The following is a 17,662-nucleotide window of genomic DNA, read 5'->3' as shown; positions in this document are numbered from 1 at the left end:
CCGGTGCCCTCTCGGGTGCGAGAGTCGCTGAAGAGCCGTATACCTGGGAGTCATATTTATGCCTCAGAGGTATATCGCTCACCGGAGCGACACCGCGCGGACGGGCCGATTACGCCGGCTGTGCGTCGTCCCACAGGGACTCGAAGTGCTCCACATAACGATCAAACGGACCACCGTCCTCACGGCGTCGGAGGTGCATCGTTACCGAGTCCTGCCCCAGCCCCGCGCCGATGTGCGTAGCCACAATCGCCTCGTCGTCGAAGACCCACACCGACATGGCGATGTGCCGTTCCGACATCCGAGTGGCAAGGGATTCCGGAGACTTCGCGATCTCCGCCTGGGTCATGGCGATACGGGTCGCGAGCGTGAGGGGAGTCGACTCGATGCGCTCTCGCGCCGTAGTGACCTCGCTTTCAGGATCGCCGAGCAGGAAACGCACATCCGCGCCGTTCTGAGCCTTCGTTCCGAGCGTGGTGGCGGCGTTGGGTACCTCAAGCCATACGAAGTAACTCGTGTATCCGCCGAACCACAACCGCCTTTCCGCTTTGTCGATCAACTCGCGGAAGAGCGAACGCGGAAGGTCGGATCGGCGCGCGTACACACCGACCAACTCACGGTCTGAACCGACCTTGACAGCGCGGCGGACGACTTCGGGCCATAGCACCTCTACATCCTGTCCCAACACCCCCGCGGCCCGCATCCGGGAACGAGGGTGAGGAATGCGGCCCCTGGTGATCCACCGCTCAACCGTCTTCGGGTCCACCGCGCACTTCTCGCCAAGGTCAGCAACTGTCAACCCCGCCGATCTGAGGGCGTGTCCGAGTGCGTCGTTCCGCGTCATCGCATGGGGACCTTTCCTAGACGTCCCTGATGGTCGCACACGGACGGTATAGGCGTCCGATACCCACTGAAACCGTGTAGTTGAGCGCTGCTGCTGGTGGAAGCGACGCCCGGCGGTGGCTTCAGCACAGTGCCGCCCCTTGGGCGAGAACTCGATGCGGCCGCTCCTAACGATCGGGAGAGGAAGGCATCGATGGATGGCCGGATGAGGGGGTCCGTGCGGAAGGTGAAGTCGGGCGATGTCCTGCACCTGACCCGTGCGGCGAGTGTTCAGTTCCTCCGGCCGATCTTCGTCCGCGTTATCCGGCTTCCCGACTGGGTGACCTATGACGGCTGGCTCTGGATTGAGGGCTACGAGCTGGGCATGAAGGGCGAGGCGGTCGTCCGGCGGTCGCTCTTCGTCCAGACGGCGGGGCTGATCTGGCACGAGGGTCCGGCGCCGGCCGCCCGGCCCACAGCCCGTCGGCAGGTCCGCCGTGGACCGGTGCGGGTCGGATGAGCGCCCGCCCGCGCCCGCACCTGCCGATGCGCCCCGCGTGGCTGTGCCGCAACTGCGCCGCGCCGTGGCCCTGCGGTCCGGCTCAACTCGACCTTGTTGCCGAGTTCTACGGTCACTCGATCGCGCTGGCGTTCTACCTGGCCTCATCAATGCAGGAGGCCGCCGACGACATGTACAGCCTGGGCGGTCGTCCGGATCCCGCCGTGCTGCACACCCGCTTTCTCGGCTGGCTGTCCCTGGCCCGCCGATCGAACCGGGCAGGGTGATTCAGGATCAGGTCAGGTCGGCCAGGCAGCTCCACTGGGATGCCACCGGCCGGTAGCCCAGTCGGGCGTTGATCGCGAGCATCGGTGCGTTCGCCTCGTCGTTCGAGGTGTACGCGACGCGCACGCCGTTCGCGGCGGCCCGGTGCAGCGCGGCGGTCTTGGCCAGCCGGGCCAGCCCTCGCCCTCGATACGCCGGAACGCTGCCGGTGTAGTCCGACCACATCCGGTCCCCGTCCCGCTTGACCAGGCTGAAGGCGACCACCTCCCCGTCGACCTCGGCGGCGACGCTGGCCGTCTTGTCGAGCCCGAGGTTGTCCCAGACGTCGTACTGCCAGCTCAGGTAGCTCTTGCTGTCGACCGGCACGTCGCCCGGCTCGTCGACGGCCGAGGCCACGTCAGCGGCGTAGAGCAGGTGCGGGTCCAGGTCAGCGATCGGGTGCAGCCGTACGCCCGGGGGTGGGTCGGGTAGCGCGGGTGCCGGATTCAGGTCGAGCGCCGAATAGCGCACCTCGCGGCTGGGCTCGTAGCCGTGCCGGCGGGCGAACGGCAGCGCCTCCGGTTGTGCCGTGGCACGCACCCGGCGGATTCCCAGTGGACGGAGATAGTCGGTCGCGGCCGTCAGCAGCCCGCTGCCGATGCCGCGTCGCCGATGCTCCGGGTGCACGTGCAGCAGGTTGATGCCACCGACGTCGGCCACCGATGTGGTGCCGATTCGTTCGGCGGACACCCAGCCGACCACCTGGTGGTCGACCTCGGCCACGAAGGCGGTCCAGGCTTCCTCCGGCGGGGGCTCGGCGATCATCTTCCGGGTCGACTCGACCCCACGCACCAGGTACGGAAAGACCATCGCCCGCAGGGCCACCACGCCCGGTGCGTCGTCCGGCTGCGCCACTCGGATCCGCATGTCAGCCTCCCATCCGTACGGCGGCGATCGCCCCGACCTCGACGGGTTGGTGGGAACAGCTGAGTACGTGCGGTGGTGCGACAGGATCCGGCATATCGGCGAGGCTAACCAAGATCGTCCGCCCAAGCGACGCATTAACCAGGCGCTTTCCGCAGCCCGCGACCGACCAGCAGGCAGCAACTTCAGGGAAATAGTGGCCTCCCGGCGCTCGGAGGCAACTACTTCCCTGAAGTTGTGCGGATCTTGCGGGCGCGGGCGCGGGGCGGGGCGGGCGCGGGCTCGGGGGCGGGCGCGGCGCGGGCCGGGGGTCAGGCGGAGGCGCGGCGGATCAGCTCGGTGGGGAGCATGACCGCCTGCTCGATGGTCTCCCCGGCGGCCAGCCGGAGCAGTTGACGGGTCATGCGGCGGCCGAGTTCCACGATCGGCTGCCGGACGGTGGTCAGCGGCGGCTCGGTGTAGGCGGCGGTCTCGATGTCGTCGAAGCCGACCACTGCCACGTCGTCCGGCACCCGTCGACCAGCCTCGCGCAGCGTCCGCAGGGCGGCGTGCGCCATCAGGTCGGATGCCGCGAAGACGCCGTCCAGGTCGGGGTGTTCGGTGAGCAGGCGGCGCATCGCCGCCGACCCGGATTCCCGGGTGAAGTCGCCGATGGCGATCAGCTCGGGCAGCCCCGCCTCGGCGACCGTGCTGCGGTAGCCGCTGAGCCGCTCGATCCCGGCGACCATGTCCTGTGGTCCGGCGATTGTCGCGATCCGTCGACGACCGCTGTCGATCATGTGCCGGACGGCTTCGGTCACCCCGCCCACGTGGTCGACGTCGACGTACGGGACGGGCACGTCGCCGAGCGGCCGGCCGCTGACCACCACCGGGATGCCGAGTCGGGCCAGCGTGCCGGGGAGCGGGTCGGCACCGTGCAGCGACGCGAAGAGCACGCCGTCGACGTGCCGGCCGGTGGTGTACCGCTCGACCCGGTGGTGCCCGGCCGGCGAGCCGGCGAGCATCAGCACCAGTTGCTTGTCGGCCGCCTCCAGTTCCTGGCTGACGCCCCGGATGATGCCGGGGAAGACCTGGTCGTCGGAGAAGACCCGGGTGGCTGCCTCCGGCATGACCAGGGCGATCGAGTCGGTGCGCTGGGTGACCAGGCTGCGGGCGGCGAGGTTGGGGACGTACCCCAGCTCGGCGACCGCCCTGGTGACCGCCTCGCGGATCGGTTCGGCGACGGTGGTGGAGCCGTTGACCACCCGGGACACGGTGGCGCGGGACACCCCGGCCCGCGCTGCCACCGCTTCGAGCGTCGGCCGCTGCGCCGTCGTCATCGCGCCTTTCCCCCCGCTCGTCACAGCCCGTTCCGGGAGATCACCTCCTGGTACCACCGGGCGCTGGCCTTCGGTGTGCGCCGCTGGGTCAGGTAGTCGACGTGCACGATCCCGAACCGCTTGCGGTAACCCTCCGCCCACTCGAAGTTGTCCAGGAATGACCATACGAGATAACCGCGCAGGTCCACGCCCCGGGAGATCGCCTCGTGCGCCGCGCGAAGGTGCCCGTCGAGGTAGGCGATGCGGTCGGCGTCGATCACCTGCGCCGGACCGTCGGGCGAGTCGGCGCCAGCCTTGTCGGGGAACGCCGCACCATTCTCGGTGATCAGCAGCGGCACACCCGGGTAGTCGGCGGCGATCCGCTCCAGCAGCCGGGTCAGCCCGGCCGGCTCGATCATCCAACCCATGTCGGTGAGCGGCCCGGCCGGCGGCAGGAAGTGCACAGCGCCCTCGGTGCCCGGGTACGCGGCGTTGCCGGTGCCGTCGGGCCGACCGGCCACGTAGCTCGGGGCGTAGTAGTTGATGCCGAGCAGGTCGATCGGGGCGGCGATCAGCTTCTCGTCGCCGTCGCGGATGAACGTCGGCTCGACGATCCTTGCCACGTGCTCCCGGACGTCGTCGGGGTAGCCGCCGGCCAGCAGCGGGTCGAGGAAGATCCGGTTGTGCAGGCCGTCGACCAGGCGGACCGCGGCGGCGTCGGCCGCGCTCTGCGGGTCGGCTGGGCGTACATCGGCGGGGTTGACGGTGACGCCCACGCTGCGCGCGCCGGCCGCCCGCAACGCCCGCGCCGCCAGGCCGTGCCCCAACAGCAGATGGTGTACGGCGGTGAAGGCCGCCGCCGCATCCTGCTCGCCGGGAGCGTGCAGGCCGTTGGCGTAACCGAGGTAGGCCGAGCACCACGGCTCGTTGAGTGTGGTCCACACGTCGATCCGGTCGCCGAGGCGGGCGTACACAGCGCTCGCGTAGGTGGCGAAGTGTTCGGCGGTGTCCCGGTTGGTCCAGCCGCCCCGGTCACCGAGGGCCTGCGGGAGGTCCCAGTGGTAGAGGGTGACGATCGGGTCGATTCCCCGAGCGAGCAGCGTGTCCGTGAGCCGGTCGTAGAAGTCCAGCCCCCGGGGGTTGGCGGGGCCGGTGCCGTCGGGCTGGATCCGCGGCCAGGCGACCGAGAACCGGTACGCCCGCAGGCCCAGCTCGGCCATCAGCGCCACGTCGTCGGCGTACCGGTGGTAGTGGTCGCAGGCGACGTCGCCGGTGTGGCCCTGGTACACCTTGCCCGGCGTACGGCTGAAGGTGTCCCAGATGGACGGACCGCGACCGTCGTCGCGGGCCGCACCCTCGATCTGGTACGCGGCGGTGGCCGTCCCCCAGAGGAAGTGTTCGGGAAAACGGATCTCGTTGCTGTGCCTGTTGGGTTGCTCGCTCCGCTCGTTCACGCCTTGACCGCACCTTCCATGATTCCGCCGATGATCTGCCGGCCGAACAACACGAAGACCAGTAGCAGGGGCAGCGTCGCGATGGCCGTTCCGGTGAACACCTGCGACATGTCCTGGTAATACCCGTCCGACAGTGCTCGTAGGGACAGTTGCACTGTTGGATTCGCCGGATCGTTCAGTACAGCGTACGGCCAGAGGAAGTCGTTCCAGGTGGTCATGAAGGTGAGCAGACCGAGGACGGCGGCGGCGGGACGCAGGGCGGGCAGCACGACGTGCCACCAGATCCGGGCGGTGCCGCAGCCGTCCATCCGGGCGGCCTCGATCAGCTCGTCACTGACCGCCTGGCCGGCGTACTGCCGCATCATGAAGACCCCGAACCCGGTGACCAGGGCCGGCACGATGACCGCGGGCAGCCGGTCGTTCCACTGCAACTGGGTCATCAGGAGGTACAGCGGGATCACGCCGAGCTGGGTCGGCACCATCATCGTCGCGATGATGACGAGCAGCAGGGCGTTGCGGCCGCGGAACCGTAGCTTGGCGAAGGCGAAGCCGGCCAGGCTGGAGAAGAACACCACGGACACGGTGACGGTGGTGGCCACGATCGTCGAGTTGATCAGACCGGTCAGGAAGTACGCGTCGGTGTTGTCGAACAGCCGGGCGATGTTGGCGCCCAGGTTGCCACCCGGCGTCATCGGTGGCGGCAGTTGCCCCATCGCGTCGCTGGATCGGCTGGCCACCACGAACATCCACCAGATCGGGAAGACCGACAGGCCGGCGGCGACGACAAGGGCGAGGTAGGTGAGCGGGCTGGCCCGCCAGAGTCGGTTCATCGAGCCGATTCCTTCCGCGGGCGGTCCCCGCCGCCGAGGCGGCGCAGGAGCAGCACGTTGACCGCCGCGACGATCGCGATGAGCGCGAAGAGCAGCCAGGCCACCGCCGAGCCGTATCCGAAGTTGTAGTGCGGGGCGAAGGCGTTCTCGAACATGTACATGGTCAGCGTCTGCGACTCCCGCATCGGGCCGCCCCGGATCGGGTTGGTGCCGGAGTGGAACAGCCGGGGCTCGGTGAAGAGCTGCAGTCCGCCGATGGTGGCGATGATGGCGCAGAAGATGATCGTCGGTTTGAGCAGCGGCACGGTGATGGACCAGAACTGTCGGGCCCGGTTGGCACCGTCGATGGACGCCGACTCGTACAGGTCGCGGGGAATGGCCTGCATCGCGGCCAGGAGGATCAGCGCGTTGTAGCCGGTCCACCGCCAGTCGACCATGGCGGAGATCGCCACCCAGGAGGCGAACCGGTTGGACTTCCAGCCGATCGCGTCCAGTCCGACCAGGTCGAGCAGCCAGTTGATCATGCCGAACTCGCGGCCGAAGATCACCCCGAACACGATCGCCACCGCCGCTGTGGACGTCACGTTGGGGACGAGCACCGCCATCCGCCAACCGGTGCGCGCCCGCAGGCCACGGTTGAGCAGGTTGGCCAGCCAGAGCGCGGCGAGCAACTGCGGGACTGTCGAGATGACGAAGATCCCCAGCGTGTTGACGAGCGCGTGCCAGAAGTCGGCGTCGGCCAGCAGTCGGGTGTAGTTCTCCGCCCCGACGAAGGGGTGGTCGGCTCCGAGCAGGTCCCAGTCGTGCAGCGAGACCCAGAAGGTGTACGCCAGCGGGTAGGCCCCGAAGACACCGAAGAGCAGGAAGAACGGGGCGATGTAGAGGTACGGCGAGAGCCGGGTGTCGAGCCGGCTGAGCCGACCTGACGAGCGCTGCGGCGCCGGTACGACCGGCGGGCGGGCGTCGAGCTGGACGGTCATGCCCGGAAACTCCTTTCCGCCGTGCGGGCGGGACTCCGGTCGCCGGAGCCCGCCCGCACGCTGGTTGGGCTACTTGGCGGCGGCCTTCTTCGCGTTGGTCACCGCGTCGGTCCAGCCCTGCGCGGGGCTGCGCTGACCCAGCTCCACGGTCCGTACGGCGTTCTCCACCTCGGTCCGTACGGCCTGGTTCTTCGGGCCCATGTAGACCGGCTTCAGGCTCTTCGCGCCGGTGCCGAAGATCGCGCCGACAGGTGCCCCCGAGAAGTACGCGTTCGTCGCGCCGGTGATCGCCGGGTCGTCGAGCGCCTGCGGCGAGGAGGGCAGCGGACCCTTGGCCTTGAACGCCCCGATCTGCCCCTTGGCGCTGGTCAGGAACTTGGCCAGCTCGATCGCCTCGGCCTGGTGCTTGCTCTGCTTGGGCACGGCGAGGTGCGAGCCACCCCAGTTGCCGCCGTTGCCGGGCACCCGGGCGATGTCCCACTTGCCCTGGGCGGCCGTGCCCGCGTTGGCCTCGATGACGCCTGTCATCCAGGCGGGGCAGGCGATGGTGGCGAACTTCGACTGCTTGAAGGCGGAAACCCACTCCTCGGACCAGGAGCCGTACTTTCCGGAGAGGCCCGAGTCGATGATGTCCATTGTGGTGTCCCACGCCTGCCGTACCGAGGGGTTGCTGTCGACGACCAGGTTGCCGCTGGTGTCGTAGTAGCTGTAGCCGGTCGTGTTTCCGGCGGTCTGGAGCAGGATGGTGTTGAAGGTGTTGGTCGCGGCGTCGAGGAAGGACGCGCCGGTCTTCGCCGCCGTGAACCGCTCGCCGGTGGCGATGTAGTCCGGCCAGGTGGGCCAGAGTTTGGAGACCGCGTCCCGCTCGGTGGGCAGGCCGGCCTTCTGGAAGAGGTCCTTGCGGTAGCAGATCGCGATGCCGCCGACGTCGGTGCCGAGGCCGATGAGCTGCTTGCCGTCGGCGGTCAGACCGGCGTTCCACTTCCATTCGAGGAAGTTGCCCTTGAGGTCGGCGGCGCCGTGGTCCAGCAGGTTGACGAAGTTCGCCGGGTTGGCCTTGTACTCGACGAGCAGGCCCTCCTCGATGGCCACCACGTCGCCGGCGCCGCGGCCGGCGGCGAGCCACTGGGTCAGCTTCGGCGAGTACTCGTCGAGGTTGGTGCCGGTGCCGCGCTCGACGATCTTCACGTCGGGGTTCGCGGCCATGTACTCCTGGTAGAGCTGCTCGTAGCCGAACTGGCCGAAGACGTCGACGGTCAGGGTGACCGGTCCGTCGCCCGGCTCGTCACCACCGCCGCAGCCAGCGGTGACGAGTAGGGCGGTGGCGGTGGCGAGGGCCACCGCGGCGAGGCGGCGGCGGGGGAGGACAGCCATGGGTTTCGACCTCTCTCAAGGCGGGCGGGTGATGGCAGATGGCTAAGAGAGCGCTCTCACGACAGGGTGGTGGGTCGTCATGCCGCTGTCAAGAGAGCGCTCTCTCGCCGTCGCGATTCCCGTCCTCCGCACGCCGGCTCGTCTCCCGACGCCGACGAGGGCGCCACCCCGGTGTGGGGTGACGCCCTCGTACGGGTGGGTCCGTCAGCCGGTGCGCAGACCGTCCAACAGGGTGCGATCGCCGACGACGTCCAGCGTCTCGAAGCTCACCCGACCCCAGAGCGCCAGCAGCAGGTCGCTCGCGGTGCCGCTGACCTGGGCGCGAGCGTGGTGATCGTCGTGGTCGAAGATGGTCGCGGTGTCGAGCAGCGCCACCCCCTCGCCGCGCAGCCGCAGATACCACTCCTGGGCCGCGTCTGTCGCACAGAGCTGCACCACCCCGTGCCAGTCACCCGGCACCTGCCGGCGGCCCGCCGGCAGCCAGGTGTCCAGCACCTCACTCACCCCGTCGGCCGCGAGCTTCGCCTCGACCGGGTCACCAGCCGCGATGGCGAGCTGGGCGTCCCAGCGGTGCACAGCCGTCTCGTGTGCCATCCGACGCGGCCAGAAACCGGCCTTCTTCGGCTGCGGGGCCCAGTTCCACGCGGGCGCCTCCGGGTCGAGCCCGTCGAAGAGGGTCATCACCCGGTCGTAACCCTGCTGCCACAGCTGGAGCGCGTTCACGCCCGGGTCGGCCTCGAGCTTCTCCCGCCGAGGCGGTTGGCTGGTCTGGCCGGAACCGGCGAACGACGAAACCCAGTGGTAGAGCCCGGCCATGTGCAGTGTGAGGTCGTTGACCGTCCAGCCCGGACAGGACAGCACCGGTGTCTCCGGTGGCGCCTCGGCCACCGCTGCCGCGAAAGCCGGACCCTCCGCCCGCAGCGCCCCGATCCAGAAATCCTTGCTGCCCTGCAGTCTGCTCATCGCCATCCTCCCGGGGGTGCCGGGCGACCAGTGGGTGCCGCGGCTACTTGTCAGCCTAAGGTGAAGGGCGTGCCAGACGCTTCCGCCCAGCCGACAACCGACGCCGATCGTGCCATCCCCGGTCCACTCGCCGGCTACACCACCCTGGGAACGGGTGGGCCGGCCGAGCGGATCGTGGCCGCCGGCAGTGCCGACGAGATCGTCCGGGCGGTCCAGGCCTCAGCGGAGCCGGTCCTGATCCTGGCCGGAGGCAGCAACGTGGTGATCGGCGATGCCGGCTTCCCCGGCACCGTCGTGCTGGTGCGCTCCCGTGGCCTGCGGGTCGTCGCCGAGGATGCCTCCTCGGTCACCGTACGAGTCGATGCCGGCGAGCCCTGGGACGACCTGGTCGCCGCCACTGTCGCCAATGGCTGGGCCGGGCTGGAGTGCCTGTCCGGCATCCCCGGCTCGACCGGCGCCACCCCGATCCAGAACGTCGGCGCATACGGCCAGGAGGTCGCCGAGACGATCACCGGCGTCGAGGTGTACGACCGGGTCGAGGGCACCCGCCAGATCATCCCCGCCGCCGACTGCGGCTTCGCCTACCGGGGCAGCATCTTCAAGTACGTCGACCGCTGGGTGGTGCTCTCGGTCGACTTCCGGCTCACCAGGTCTCCGCTCTCCGGGCCGGTGCGTTATGCGGAACTCGCCAGAGCGCTCGGCGTCGAGGTGGGCGACCAGGTGCCACTGGCGGACGCCCGAGCGGTGGTGCTGCGGCTGCGTGCCGGCAAGGGCATGGTGCTCGACGCCAATGACCCGGACACTCGCTCGGTCGGCTCCTTCTTCACCAACCCGGTGCTCGACCGTGCGACGTACGAACAGCTCCTGGAACGCTCCGCCGAACTGGGCGACCCGCCCGCCTGGCCCGGGGCGGACGGCCTGGTCAAGGTGAGCGCCGCCTGGCTGATCGACAAGGCCGGCTTCACCAAGGGCCACCCCGGCGACGGTGGGGTGGCCATCTCCAGCAAGCACACCCTGGCCCTGACCAACCGCAGCGGCACCGCCCACACCAGTGATCTGCTGGCCCTCGCCCGCACCATCCGTGATCAGGTCCACGCCCGCTTCGGCGTAACCCTCCACCCCGAACCAGTCCTCATCAACTGCACCTTCTAGCCGCCCACCCCGCCCCGCCCTCAGCTCCCGCGATCTTGCACTTTGTGCGGGGACATAGCGGCTGCAAAGGGGGCGAATCGTCGACTGAAAGTGCAAGATCGACGGGCGTGGGTGGGGGTTAGGGGAGGGGCCAGGGGAGGGTTAGTTCGCCCTGGCGCCAGCGGGTGGGGTTGTCGAGGACGGGCCAGCCCGTTTCGCGCAGGCGGGTCACCGCTCGTAGCCAGCGTTGCCGGGGGCCGAAGGTGGCGTACGGGGCGGCGGCCTGCCAGGCGTCGTCCAGTGCGCTGATCAGAGCGTGCACCGGCTCACCGGGAACGTTGCGGTGGATCAGCGCCTTGGGCAGCCGCTCGGCCAGCTCGGCGGGGCTGCCCAGCGTGGTGAGCTTCGCGGCCAGGGTCAGCGTCCGGGGGCCCTCGGCGTCGATCAGCAGCCAGCTGGCGAGCCGGCCCAACTCGTCACAGGTGCCCTCGACGAGCACTCCACCGGGGGCGAGCGCGGCGGTCATCGTCCGCCAGGCTTCGGCGACCTCGCTCTCGTCGTACTGTCGCAGCACGTTGAACGCGCGGACCAGCACCGGCCGGAGCCCGGTCAACTCGAAACCACCCCGGGCGAACGTCAGCCCGGGTGGGTCGGCGGCCGGCGCCGCGGCCGCCACCCGGGCCGCGTCGATCTCCAGCCCGACCAGCCGGACGTCCGGACGAACCCCGGCCGCCAGCCGCGCGCGCAACTCCACGGCGGTCACCGGTGTGGCACCGTAGCCGAGGTCGACCACCAGCGGGTCGTCCGCCGCCAACAGCCGGTCGGCGCAGGTGGCGACGATCCAGTTGTCCACCCGACGGAGTCGGTTCGGGTTCGTCGTGCCGCGCGTGACCACGCCGAACGGCCGCCGCCGCGCCGCAGGGCTCATGGCAACCTCCCCGCCGACGACCTCAGCGCCGTTCTCTGTTCGCGACTGCGGGGCTCGCAGACCCGGCTCACTCCTCGCGCTTCACTGGGCAATCTGTGTTCGCGACTGCGGGGCTCGCAAACCCGGCTCACTCCTCGCGCTTCACTGGCCGACTCGGTGCACCTTGTGCTGGGCGGCCTGCGCCCGCGGCCGGACCACCAGCCGGTCGATGTTGACGTGCTCGGGGCGGGTGGCGCACCAGGCGATGCAGTCGGCGACGTCCTCGGCGACGAGCGGCCCCGGCACCCCGGCGTAGACGGCCGCCGCCCGTTCCGCGTCGCCCTCGAAGCGGACCAGCCCGAACTCCTCGGTCTTCACCATGCCCGGGTCGATCTCGATGACCCGCAGCGGCCGGCCACACAGCTCCAGGCGGAGCGTGCCGGCGATGGCTGTCTGCGCGTGCTTCGCGGCGGCGTAGCCGCCCCCGCCCTCGTACACGGTCAGGCCGGCGGTGGAGGAGACCACCACGATGGTGCCGGAGCCGGAGGCCTCCAGCGCCGGCAGCAGCGCCTGGGTGACCCGTAGGGTGCCGAGCACGTTCACGTCGTACATCCACTGCCAGTCGGCGACCGAGCCGGACTCCACCGGGTCGAGCCCCCGCGCTCCGCCGGCGTTGTTGACGAGCAGGGTGACCGGCCCGGGTGCCCGGGCAGCAGCCTCGGCCAGTTGGGCCACCGACTCGTCCGAGGTGATGTCGCAGGTCACCGCGGTGGCCTGCCCACCGGCGGCGGTGATCTGGGCGACCAGGTCGGTGAGCCGTTCGGCGCGGCGGGCGGCGGCGAGCACGTGGAAGCCCTCGGCGGCGAGCCGGCGGGCGGTGGCCGCGCCGATTCCGCTGGACGCTCCGGTGACGATGGCGACTGAGGTCATTCCGACATTGTCACCCCGGGCGTACGACCCGCCCCGGCCGGGCGTACGGCAGCCATTGGCGGCTTTCGGTGATGAGGTCCGTCACGCGGAGGGGCCGTGCCGGGGAATTTCCGAAGCCCGATGGGGAAGATGACATCCGGCGTACAGGTTGACCGAGAAGCGCCGGTCGTGCGAGACGGCATCAACCGTGACAAAGGAGCGGATGTGGCGGAAATGCACACCGGTGTCGGTCGTCAGCGAGGTGCCCAACCGTGGCCCCGGCCTCGCCGCATCGCGACCCTTTCGGTGCACACCTCACCCCTGCACCAGCCCGGCACTGGTGATGCCGGCGGAATGAACGTCTACATCCTCGAAGTCGCCAGGCGTCTCGCCGAGGCCAACGTGGAGGTGGAGATCTTCACCCGGGCCACGTCCGGTGACCTCCCCCCGGTGGTCGAGATGGCGCCCGGAGTGCAGGTCCGACACATCACCTCCGGCCCCCTGGAGGGCCTCACCAAGGAGGAGCTGCCCGGTCAGCTCTGCGCCTTCACCGCTGGGGTGCTGCGCGCCGAGGCGTCCCGTCCGCCCGGCCACTACGACCTGATCCACTCCCACTACTGGCTCTCCGGCCAGGTCGGCTGGCTGGCCAAGGAGCGCTGGGGTGTGCCACTGGTACACACCGCGCACACCCTCGCCAAGGTCAAGAACGCCCAGCTCGCGGCCGGTGACCGGCCGGAGCCCAAGGCCCGGGTGATCGGCGAGGAACAGGTCGTCGCCGAGGCGGACCGGCTGGTCGCCAACACCCGGGTCGAGGCCAGCGACCTGCTCGCCAGGTATGACGCCGACCCGACCCGGGTGTCTGTCGTGCAGCCGGGCGTCGACCTGGCCCGGTTCCGGCCCGCGCCGGGCGACAGGTCCGCGGCCGCCCGCCGGGCCCGCCGCCGGCTGGGGCTTCCAGTCGACGGGTACGTGGTTGCGTTCGTCGGCCGGATCCAGCCGCTCAAGGCCCCCGACGTGCTGATCCGCGCGATCGCCGCCCTGCGGGATCGTGACCCGGCGCTGGCTGACCAGGTGACGGTGGTGATCTGCGGCGGGCCCAGCGGCAGTGGGCTGGACCGGCCGACCGCCCTGATCGAGCTGGCCGCCAAGCTCGGCGTCACCGACGGGGTGCGGTTCCTGCCACCGCTCACCGGTGACGACCTTCCGGCCCTGTACCGGGCGGCGGATCTGGTCGCGGTGCCGTCGCACAACGAGTCGTTCGGGCTGGTCGCCCTGGAGGCGCAGGCCTGCGGTACGCCAGTCCTGGCCGCCGCCGTCGGAGGGCTGGTCACCGCCGTACGGGACCAGGTCAGCGGCGTACTGATCGACGGGCACGACCCGGTCGACTGGGCCCGCGAGCTGGGCGGCCTGCTGCCGAACCGGGCACTCCGGTCGGTGCTCGCCCGAGGTGCCGAGCAGCACGCACGGCACTTCTCCTGGGACCGTACGGTCGCCGGTCTGCTCGGGGTCTACGGCGAGGCGATCGCCGCGCACCGCACCCGGCTCGCGGCCGACCTGGCGGGCGACCCGGCGCTTTCCTGCTCCTGGTGACTCGGGGCGGCGGTCGCCACCCGGTGCGCGGGCCGGGTCGGTCGTAGAGTGGGTCCGGTGAGCCCGAAGAGCGATCTTGCGACCCTGATCGAGTCGGTCTGCGCCGAGCGCGACCTGGCCTGGGAGTCGACAGGCCCCGGCTCGTACGCGGTGACGCTGCCGGGCACCCACAAGCTCAAGACGATCTGCAACCTGATCGTCGGCGAGCACGCGCTGCGGGTCGAGGCGTTCGTGATGCGCCAGCCGGACGAGCGCCGCGAGGAGCTGTGGGCCTGGCTGTTGCAGCGCAACGCCCGGATGTACGGCGTCTCCTTCTCCACCGACGCGGTCGGCGACGTGTACCTGACCGGCAGGGTCAACCCGGCCGGCGTGGACGCCGACGAGCTGGACCGACTGCTCGGGGCTGTGCTCACGTACGCCGACGAGTCGTTCGACACGATGCTGGAGATCGGCTTCGGCAGTTCGATCCGGCGCGAGTACGAGTGGCGGGTCAAGCGGGGCGAGTCGACAGCCAACCTGGCCGCCTTCGCCCACCTCTTCGAGCCCTCCGGCGCAGGCCCCGACCCGACCTGACCCACCACGCAGGGTCTGCGCTCTGCGCCCCCGGTCCCGCCCCGCGCCCCATGATCGTGCTCGAACCAGGAAGTAGTGGTGTCGTCGACGCGGCGATGCCACTCGATCCTGGATCCAGCACGACCATGGCGAGCTGACTGTGGTTCGGACTGCTCCTGACGGGTATGCCGCACCGCGCGGTGCGGCAAGGGACCCCCGCGCGCCGATGACGGAGTGCCAAGGAGCGGAGCGTCCCATGGCTCAGCGGAACAGCTCAGGTCGCGGCGCGACTGCGACCAGGACCAAGCGACAGGCCGGCAACCAGACGCCGGGTACGCCCGGAGTCTCCGAGTCGGAGATCTCCCGGATGCGGGTGGACGACATCCGCGGGCAGCTACGCAAACGCGGGGTCTCCGGGATCTCCGCACTGCGCAAGCCAGACCTGGTGAAACAGCTGGTGCGCTCGATGCGGGCCGGCGCGGGTCGGAGCAGCACCGGCCCGTCGGGCCGGGCCACCGGCACCCGCGCGTCGGCGGGTCGTGCCGCCGCCACCAAGAAGTCGGCGGCCAGGCCGGCGTCGAGCCGCGCGAAGGCCGCGCCGGCGAACAAGAGCGCGCCCGCGAAGCGGGCCGCCGCGACGAAGGCGACAGCCGCGCGGAAGTCGACGGCGGCGACGAAGAGGGCGCCGGCGAAGAAGGCGACCGCCGCGAAGAGGACGACAGCGGCGACGTCGACGACCGCACGCAAGACCGCAGCCGCAACGAAGGCGACCGCCGCCCGGAAGACCGCGGCGGCACGCAAGACTGCGGCTGCGCGGAAGACCACGGCGGCGCGAAAGACCGCGACGGCGCGTACGGCGCCCGCGCGGAAGGCGCCGGCGAAGAAGGCACCGGCCCGGCCGGCGGCCAAGCGCACGACGCCGGCCAGGAGCGCGGCGGCGAAGCGCACGGCACCGGCCAGGGGTACGGCCGCGAAGCGCGCCGCGCCGGCCAAGAGCACGGCGGCCAAGAGCACTGCCGCGAAGCGCGCGGCACCGGCCAAGAGCGCGCCGGCCAGGCGTACGTTGACGCGGTCGACCGGCGGCGGCACGGCGGCCGGCGGGATCCGGACCGGACGGGGCACGGGTCGGTCGGTCCGTAGCTCGCAGGTGATCTCGTCGACCATGGACCGGCCGGAGCGCCCGGGGCGGAGCCTGATCACGACGAACCACGAGGTGATCCAGCGCTGGGCCCGTGAACGCGGGGCGAAGCCGGCGACCATCGCCGGTACCGAGCGGGACGGCCGGGCGGGTGTGTTGACCTTCAACATTCCCGGATACCGGGAAAGCAGCCGGATCCGCGAGATCACCTGGGATGAGTGGTTTTACACCTTTGACCTGCGTCGGCTGAACCTGATTTATCAGGAACAGTTGCGCGACGGCCGGCAGAGCAGCTTCTTCCGGACCGAGTCACCCGATCGGGAAGACGGTTGAGGTGTTTGCGGGAATGGCTGACGGGTAGTCGGCTGTTGCCAACGGACGAGGCCGGAGCAGCGGATACTCGCCAGTTGTGACCGGCGAGACAGCCGTTCTGGGTTGAATCCAGAATCCGGGCGAACTAGCTTTATTGCACCGCGCCACGTTTGGAAACGTTCGGGGGAGCGGCGGATCGATCAGATCCGCGCACCAGACGAGGCGCGAGGGGACGGGTGGATTAACCGTTGGGGGACGGTGCCCACCTGTTAGGACCGGCGGCGTGAGCGGGCGATGCTTACGGGGGTGAGTGTTGCCCGCCGCCGCCGGCCCCACCGGCGGGCGCCCACCACGACCTCAGGGACGTGGTGGGCGCTTTGCGTCGGTTACCCGGTCGGTACGCGGTCTGCGGGGGTTTTCGGCTCCAGGTCGGCGACCCGGCGCAGCGCGGCGACGTGCCGCTCCCGGGGTGGTCCGGCGAGCAGGTGCCCGAGAGCGGCCAGCAGGCCCAGTCCGGCCACGATCAGCCAGTGCCGGTCGCCGAGGTGCTGGAGGCTCACCCCGCCGAGGGTGGGCGCGACGAACGCGGCGGCCGGGAACGTCAGGTAGAAGACCGACTGGTAGCGCGCTCGTAGCTGCGGTGGTGCCAGGTCCGCGTTGATCTGCGCGTTCGGCGGGGCGGCGAGCATCGAGCCGACCGTCCAGACCACAGCGGCACCCAGGTAGATGGCCATGTCGTCGGCGATGGCGAGCGCCCCGAAGCCGAGCGCGAGCAACGCCGTGGAGGCGGCCAGCACGACGTCCTTGCGGTGCCTGTCGATCAGCCGGGGCACGAACAACTGCCCGATCACGATCAGCGCGCCGCCGAGCGCGACCACCAGCCCGTACGCCGATGGGCCCAGGCCGTCCGCGCGCATGGCCAGCGGCATGATCGTCGACGTCTGCATGGTGAGTACGGCCAGCACGAAGGTGAGGCCGACGAAGATCAGGAAGGTGCGGTCGGTGAGCGCGGTGTGCAGTCCCGGTCGGCGGACCCGGACGGATGTCGGCGCCGCGTGGGTGGCGGGCGGGAGGCCGCCCGCGGGCCGGGCCAGCCGCAGGGTCTCGGGTACCTTCCAGCCGATCACGGCGGCGGCGGTCAGCGTGGCACCCGCGTCGACCAGGAACAGCGCCGTGAAGCTCGCCTCGGCCAGGACCCCGGCGAGCAGCGAGGCGACAGCCATGCCCAGGTTGAACGCCCAGAACTGAAGGTTGAACGCCCGCGAGCGGCGTTCGGCGGGCACCACGTCGACGATCGCCGCGACGAACGCCGGGCTGGGCATCGAGTGGACCACGCCGATCAGCGCGGAGAGCAGCGCGATCAGCAGCAGGGGTCGGGTGAAGGCGAGCGCCACCATCAGGACGACGGTGGCCAGGTGCGCGGCGAGCAGGGTTGCCCGGCGGCCCCACCGGTCGGCGAGCACCCCGCCGAGCAGCACGCCGGCCGCCCCGCCGGCCCCGTACGCGCCGACCACGGTGCCGGCCAGCCCTTCGCTCGCGCCGCGTACGTCGGTGAGGTAGAGCGAGAGGAACAGCATGGCGAACGCGCCGGCCCGGTTGATCAGCAGGCCGGCCCACAGATACCAGAAGGTGGCGGGGAGTCCGCCTGCGGTGTCGTGCCACCAGCGCCGCAGGGCGTGCACCCGACCTCCCGACAGTTCAGATTGTTAACTGTTTCG

Annotated in this window: 17 protein-coding genes and 1 pseudogene; 6 read left to right on the top strand and 12 right to left on the bottom strand. The window is 70.5% G+C overall.

Going from position 1 to position 17,662, the window contains the following annotated elements; translation table 11 throughout:
* Nucleotides 1-109: 109 nt before the first annotated feature.
* The gene (locus ACQP0U_RS29975; protein WP_433313565.1) at nt 110-763 is read right to left on the bottom strand and encodes an XRE family transcriptional regulator; all 654 of its coding nucleotides are present in this window, start codon (nt 761-763) and stop codon (nt 110-112) included.
* Between the two features lie 282 nt (nt 764-1,045).
* Between ACQP0U_RS29975 and ACQP0U_RS29970 the strand changes: the two genes are divergently transcribed.
* The gene (locus ACQP0U_RS29970; protein ID WP_433313563.1) at nt 1,046-1,339 is read left to right on the top strand and encodes a hypothetical protein; all 294 of its coding nucleotides are present in this window, start codon (nt 1,046-1,048) and stop codon (nt 1,337-1,339) included.
* Nucleotides 1,336-1,605: a hypothetical protein gene (locus ACQP0U_RS29965; RefSeq protein WP_433313560.1), complete on the top strand. Its 270-nt coding sequence runs from the start codon at nt 1,336-1,338 to the stop codon at nt 1,603-1,605. The genes ACQP0U_RS29970 and ACQP0U_RS29965 overlap by 4 nt, the downstream gene beginning before the upstream one ends.
* A gap of 7 nt (nt 1,606-1,612) precedes the next feature.
* Here ACQP0U_RS29965 and ACQP0U_RS29960 read toward each other — a convergent pair whose 3' ends face one another.
* From ACQP0U_RS29960 to ACQP0U_RS29930, 7 genes are all read right to left on the bottom strand, one after another.
* The gene (locus ACQP0U_RS29960; RefSeq protein ID WP_433313557.1) at nt 1,613-2,509 is read right to left on the bottom strand and encodes a GNAT family N-acetyltransferase; all 897 of its coding nucleotides are present in this window, start codon (nt 2,507-2,509) and stop codon (nt 1,613-1,615) included.
* Between the two features lie 308 nt (nt 2,510-2,817).
* Complete coding sequence (locus ACQP0U_RS29955) at nt 2,818-3,825, bottom strand: LacI family DNA-binding transcriptional regulator (RefSeq protein ID WP_433313555.1); 1,008 nt, start codon at nt 3,823-3,825, stop codon at nt 2,818-2,820.
* A gap of 20 nt (nt 3,826-3,845) precedes the next feature.
* On the bottom strand, nt 3,846-5,258 hold the full coding sequence (locus tag ACQP0U_RS29950; protein WP_433313552.1) for a GH1 family beta-glucosidase: 1,413 nt from the start codon (nt 5,256-5,258) through the stop codon (nt 3,846-3,848).
* A complete protein-coding gene (locus tag ACQP0U_RS29945) occupies nt 5,255-6,088 on the bottom strand; it encodes a carbohydrate ABC transporter permease (RefSeq protein WP_433313549.1) in 834 nt (277 codons plus the stop codon). The genes ACQP0U_RS29950 and ACQP0U_RS29945 overlap by 4 nt, the downstream gene beginning before the upstream one ends.
* The gene (locus ACQP0U_RS29940; protein ID WP_433313546.1) at nt 6,085-7,068 is read right to left on the bottom strand and encodes a carbohydrate ABC transporter permease; all 984 of its coding nucleotides are present in this window, start codon (nt 7,066-7,068) and stop codon (nt 6,085-6,087) included. Before ACQP0U_RS29940 ends, ACQP0U_RS29945 begins: the two co-directional genes overlap by 4 nt.
* Nucleotides 7,069-7,137: 69 nt before the next feature.
* Nucleotides 7,138-8,442, bottom strand: a complete 1,305-nt coding sequence (locus ACQP0U_RS29935; RefSeq protein WP_433313543.1) for an ABC transporter substrate-binding protein — start codon at nt 8,440-8,442, stop codon at nt 7,138-7,140.
* 204 nt (nt 8,443-8,646) lie between these two features.
* Nucleotides 8,647-9,405, bottom strand: a complete 759-nt coding sequence (locus ACQP0U_RS29930) for a maleylpyruvate isomerase family mycothiol-dependent enzyme (protein ID WP_433313540.1) — start codon at nt 9,403-9,405, stop codon at nt 8,647-8,649.
* A 69-nt stretch (nt 9,406-9,474) separates the two neighbouring features.
* Between ACQP0U_RS29930 and ACQP0U_RS29925 the strand changes: the two genes are divergently transcribed.
* Nucleotides 9,475-10,557 carry a UDP-N-acetylmuramate dehydrogenase gene (locus ACQP0U_RS29925; protein ID WP_433313538.1) on the top strand — a complete coding sequence of 361 codons (1,083 nt, stop codon included), beginning with the start codon at nt 9,475-9,477 and terminating at the stop codon, nt 10,555-10,557.
* A 118-nt stretch (nt 10,558-10,675) separates the two neighbouring features.
* Here ACQP0U_RS29925 and ACQP0U_RS29920 read toward each other — a convergent pair whose 3' ends face one another.
* On the bottom strand, nt 10,676-11,464 hold the full coding sequence (locus ACQP0U_RS29920; protein ID WP_433313535.1) for a class I SAM-dependent methyltransferase: 789 nt from the start codon (nt 11,462-11,464) through the stop codon (nt 10,676-10,678).
* Nucleotides 11,465-11,605: 141 nt separating this feature from the next.
* Nucleotides 11,606-12,373, bottom strand: a complete 768-nt coding sequence (locus ACQP0U_RS29915; protein ID WP_433313532.1) for an SDR family oxidoreductase — start codon at nt 12,371-12,373, stop codon at nt 11,606-11,608.
* A gap of 204 nt (nt 12,374-12,577) precedes the next feature.
* Here ACQP0U_RS29915 and mshA point away from each other — a divergent pair, with 204 nt between their 5' ends.
* Nucleotides 12,578-13,942, top strand: coding sequence for a D-inositol-3-phosphate glycosyltransferase (mshA, locus tag ACQP0U_RS29910; RefSeq protein ID WP_433313530.1), 1,365 nt, complete (start codon nt 12,578-12,580; stop codon nt 13,940-13,942).
* Nucleotides 13,943-13,999: 57 nt separating this feature from the next.
* The gene (locus ACQP0U_RS29905) at nt 14,000-14,515 is read left to right on the top strand and encodes a YbjN domain-containing protein (protein WP_433313527.1); all 516 of its coding nucleotides are present in this window, start codon (nt 14,000-14,002) and stop codon (nt 14,513-14,515) included.
* A gap of 240 nt (nt 14,516-14,755) precedes the next feature.
* On the opposite strand, the gene ACQP0U_RS29900 is transcribed toward ACQP0U_RS29905, so the two are convergent.
* Nucleotides 14,756-15,658 (bottom strand): hypothetical protein, encoded by a 903-nt coding sequence (locus ACQP0U_RS29900; protein WP_433321362.1) that lies wholly within the window; start codon nt 15,656-15,658, stop codon nt 14,756-14,758.
* On the opposite strand from ACQP0U_RS29900, the pseudogene ACQP0U_RS29895 reads away from it, so the two are divergent.
* Nucleotides 15,564-15,965: pseudogene (locus tag ACQP0U_RS29895) on the top strand (hypothetical protein); the annotation flags it as partial. The gene ACQP0U_RS29900 and the pseudogene ACQP0U_RS29895 overlap by 95 nt on opposite strands.
* Before the next feature lie 365 nt (nt 15,966-16,330).
* Here the strand turns inward: ACQP0U_RS29895 and ACQP0U_RS29890 are convergent.
* Nucleotides 16,331-17,626 carry an MFS transporter gene (locus tag ACQP0U_RS29890; protein WP_433313525.1) on the bottom strand — a complete coding sequence of 432 codons (1,296 nt, stop codon included), beginning with the start codon at nt 17,624-17,626 and terminating at the stop codon, nt 16,331-16,333.
* Nucleotides 17,627-17,662 lie beyond the last annotated feature (36 nt).

It is taken from the genome of Micromonospora sp. CA-269861 (genome assembly GCF_050948505.1).
Taxonomy (GTDB): domain Bacteria; phylum Actinomycetota; class Actinomycetes; order Mycobacteriales; family Micromonosporaceae; genus Micromonospora.
Note: the sequence above shows the minus strand (reverse complement) of the source record. Positions and strands in the feature narration are given on the sequence as shown.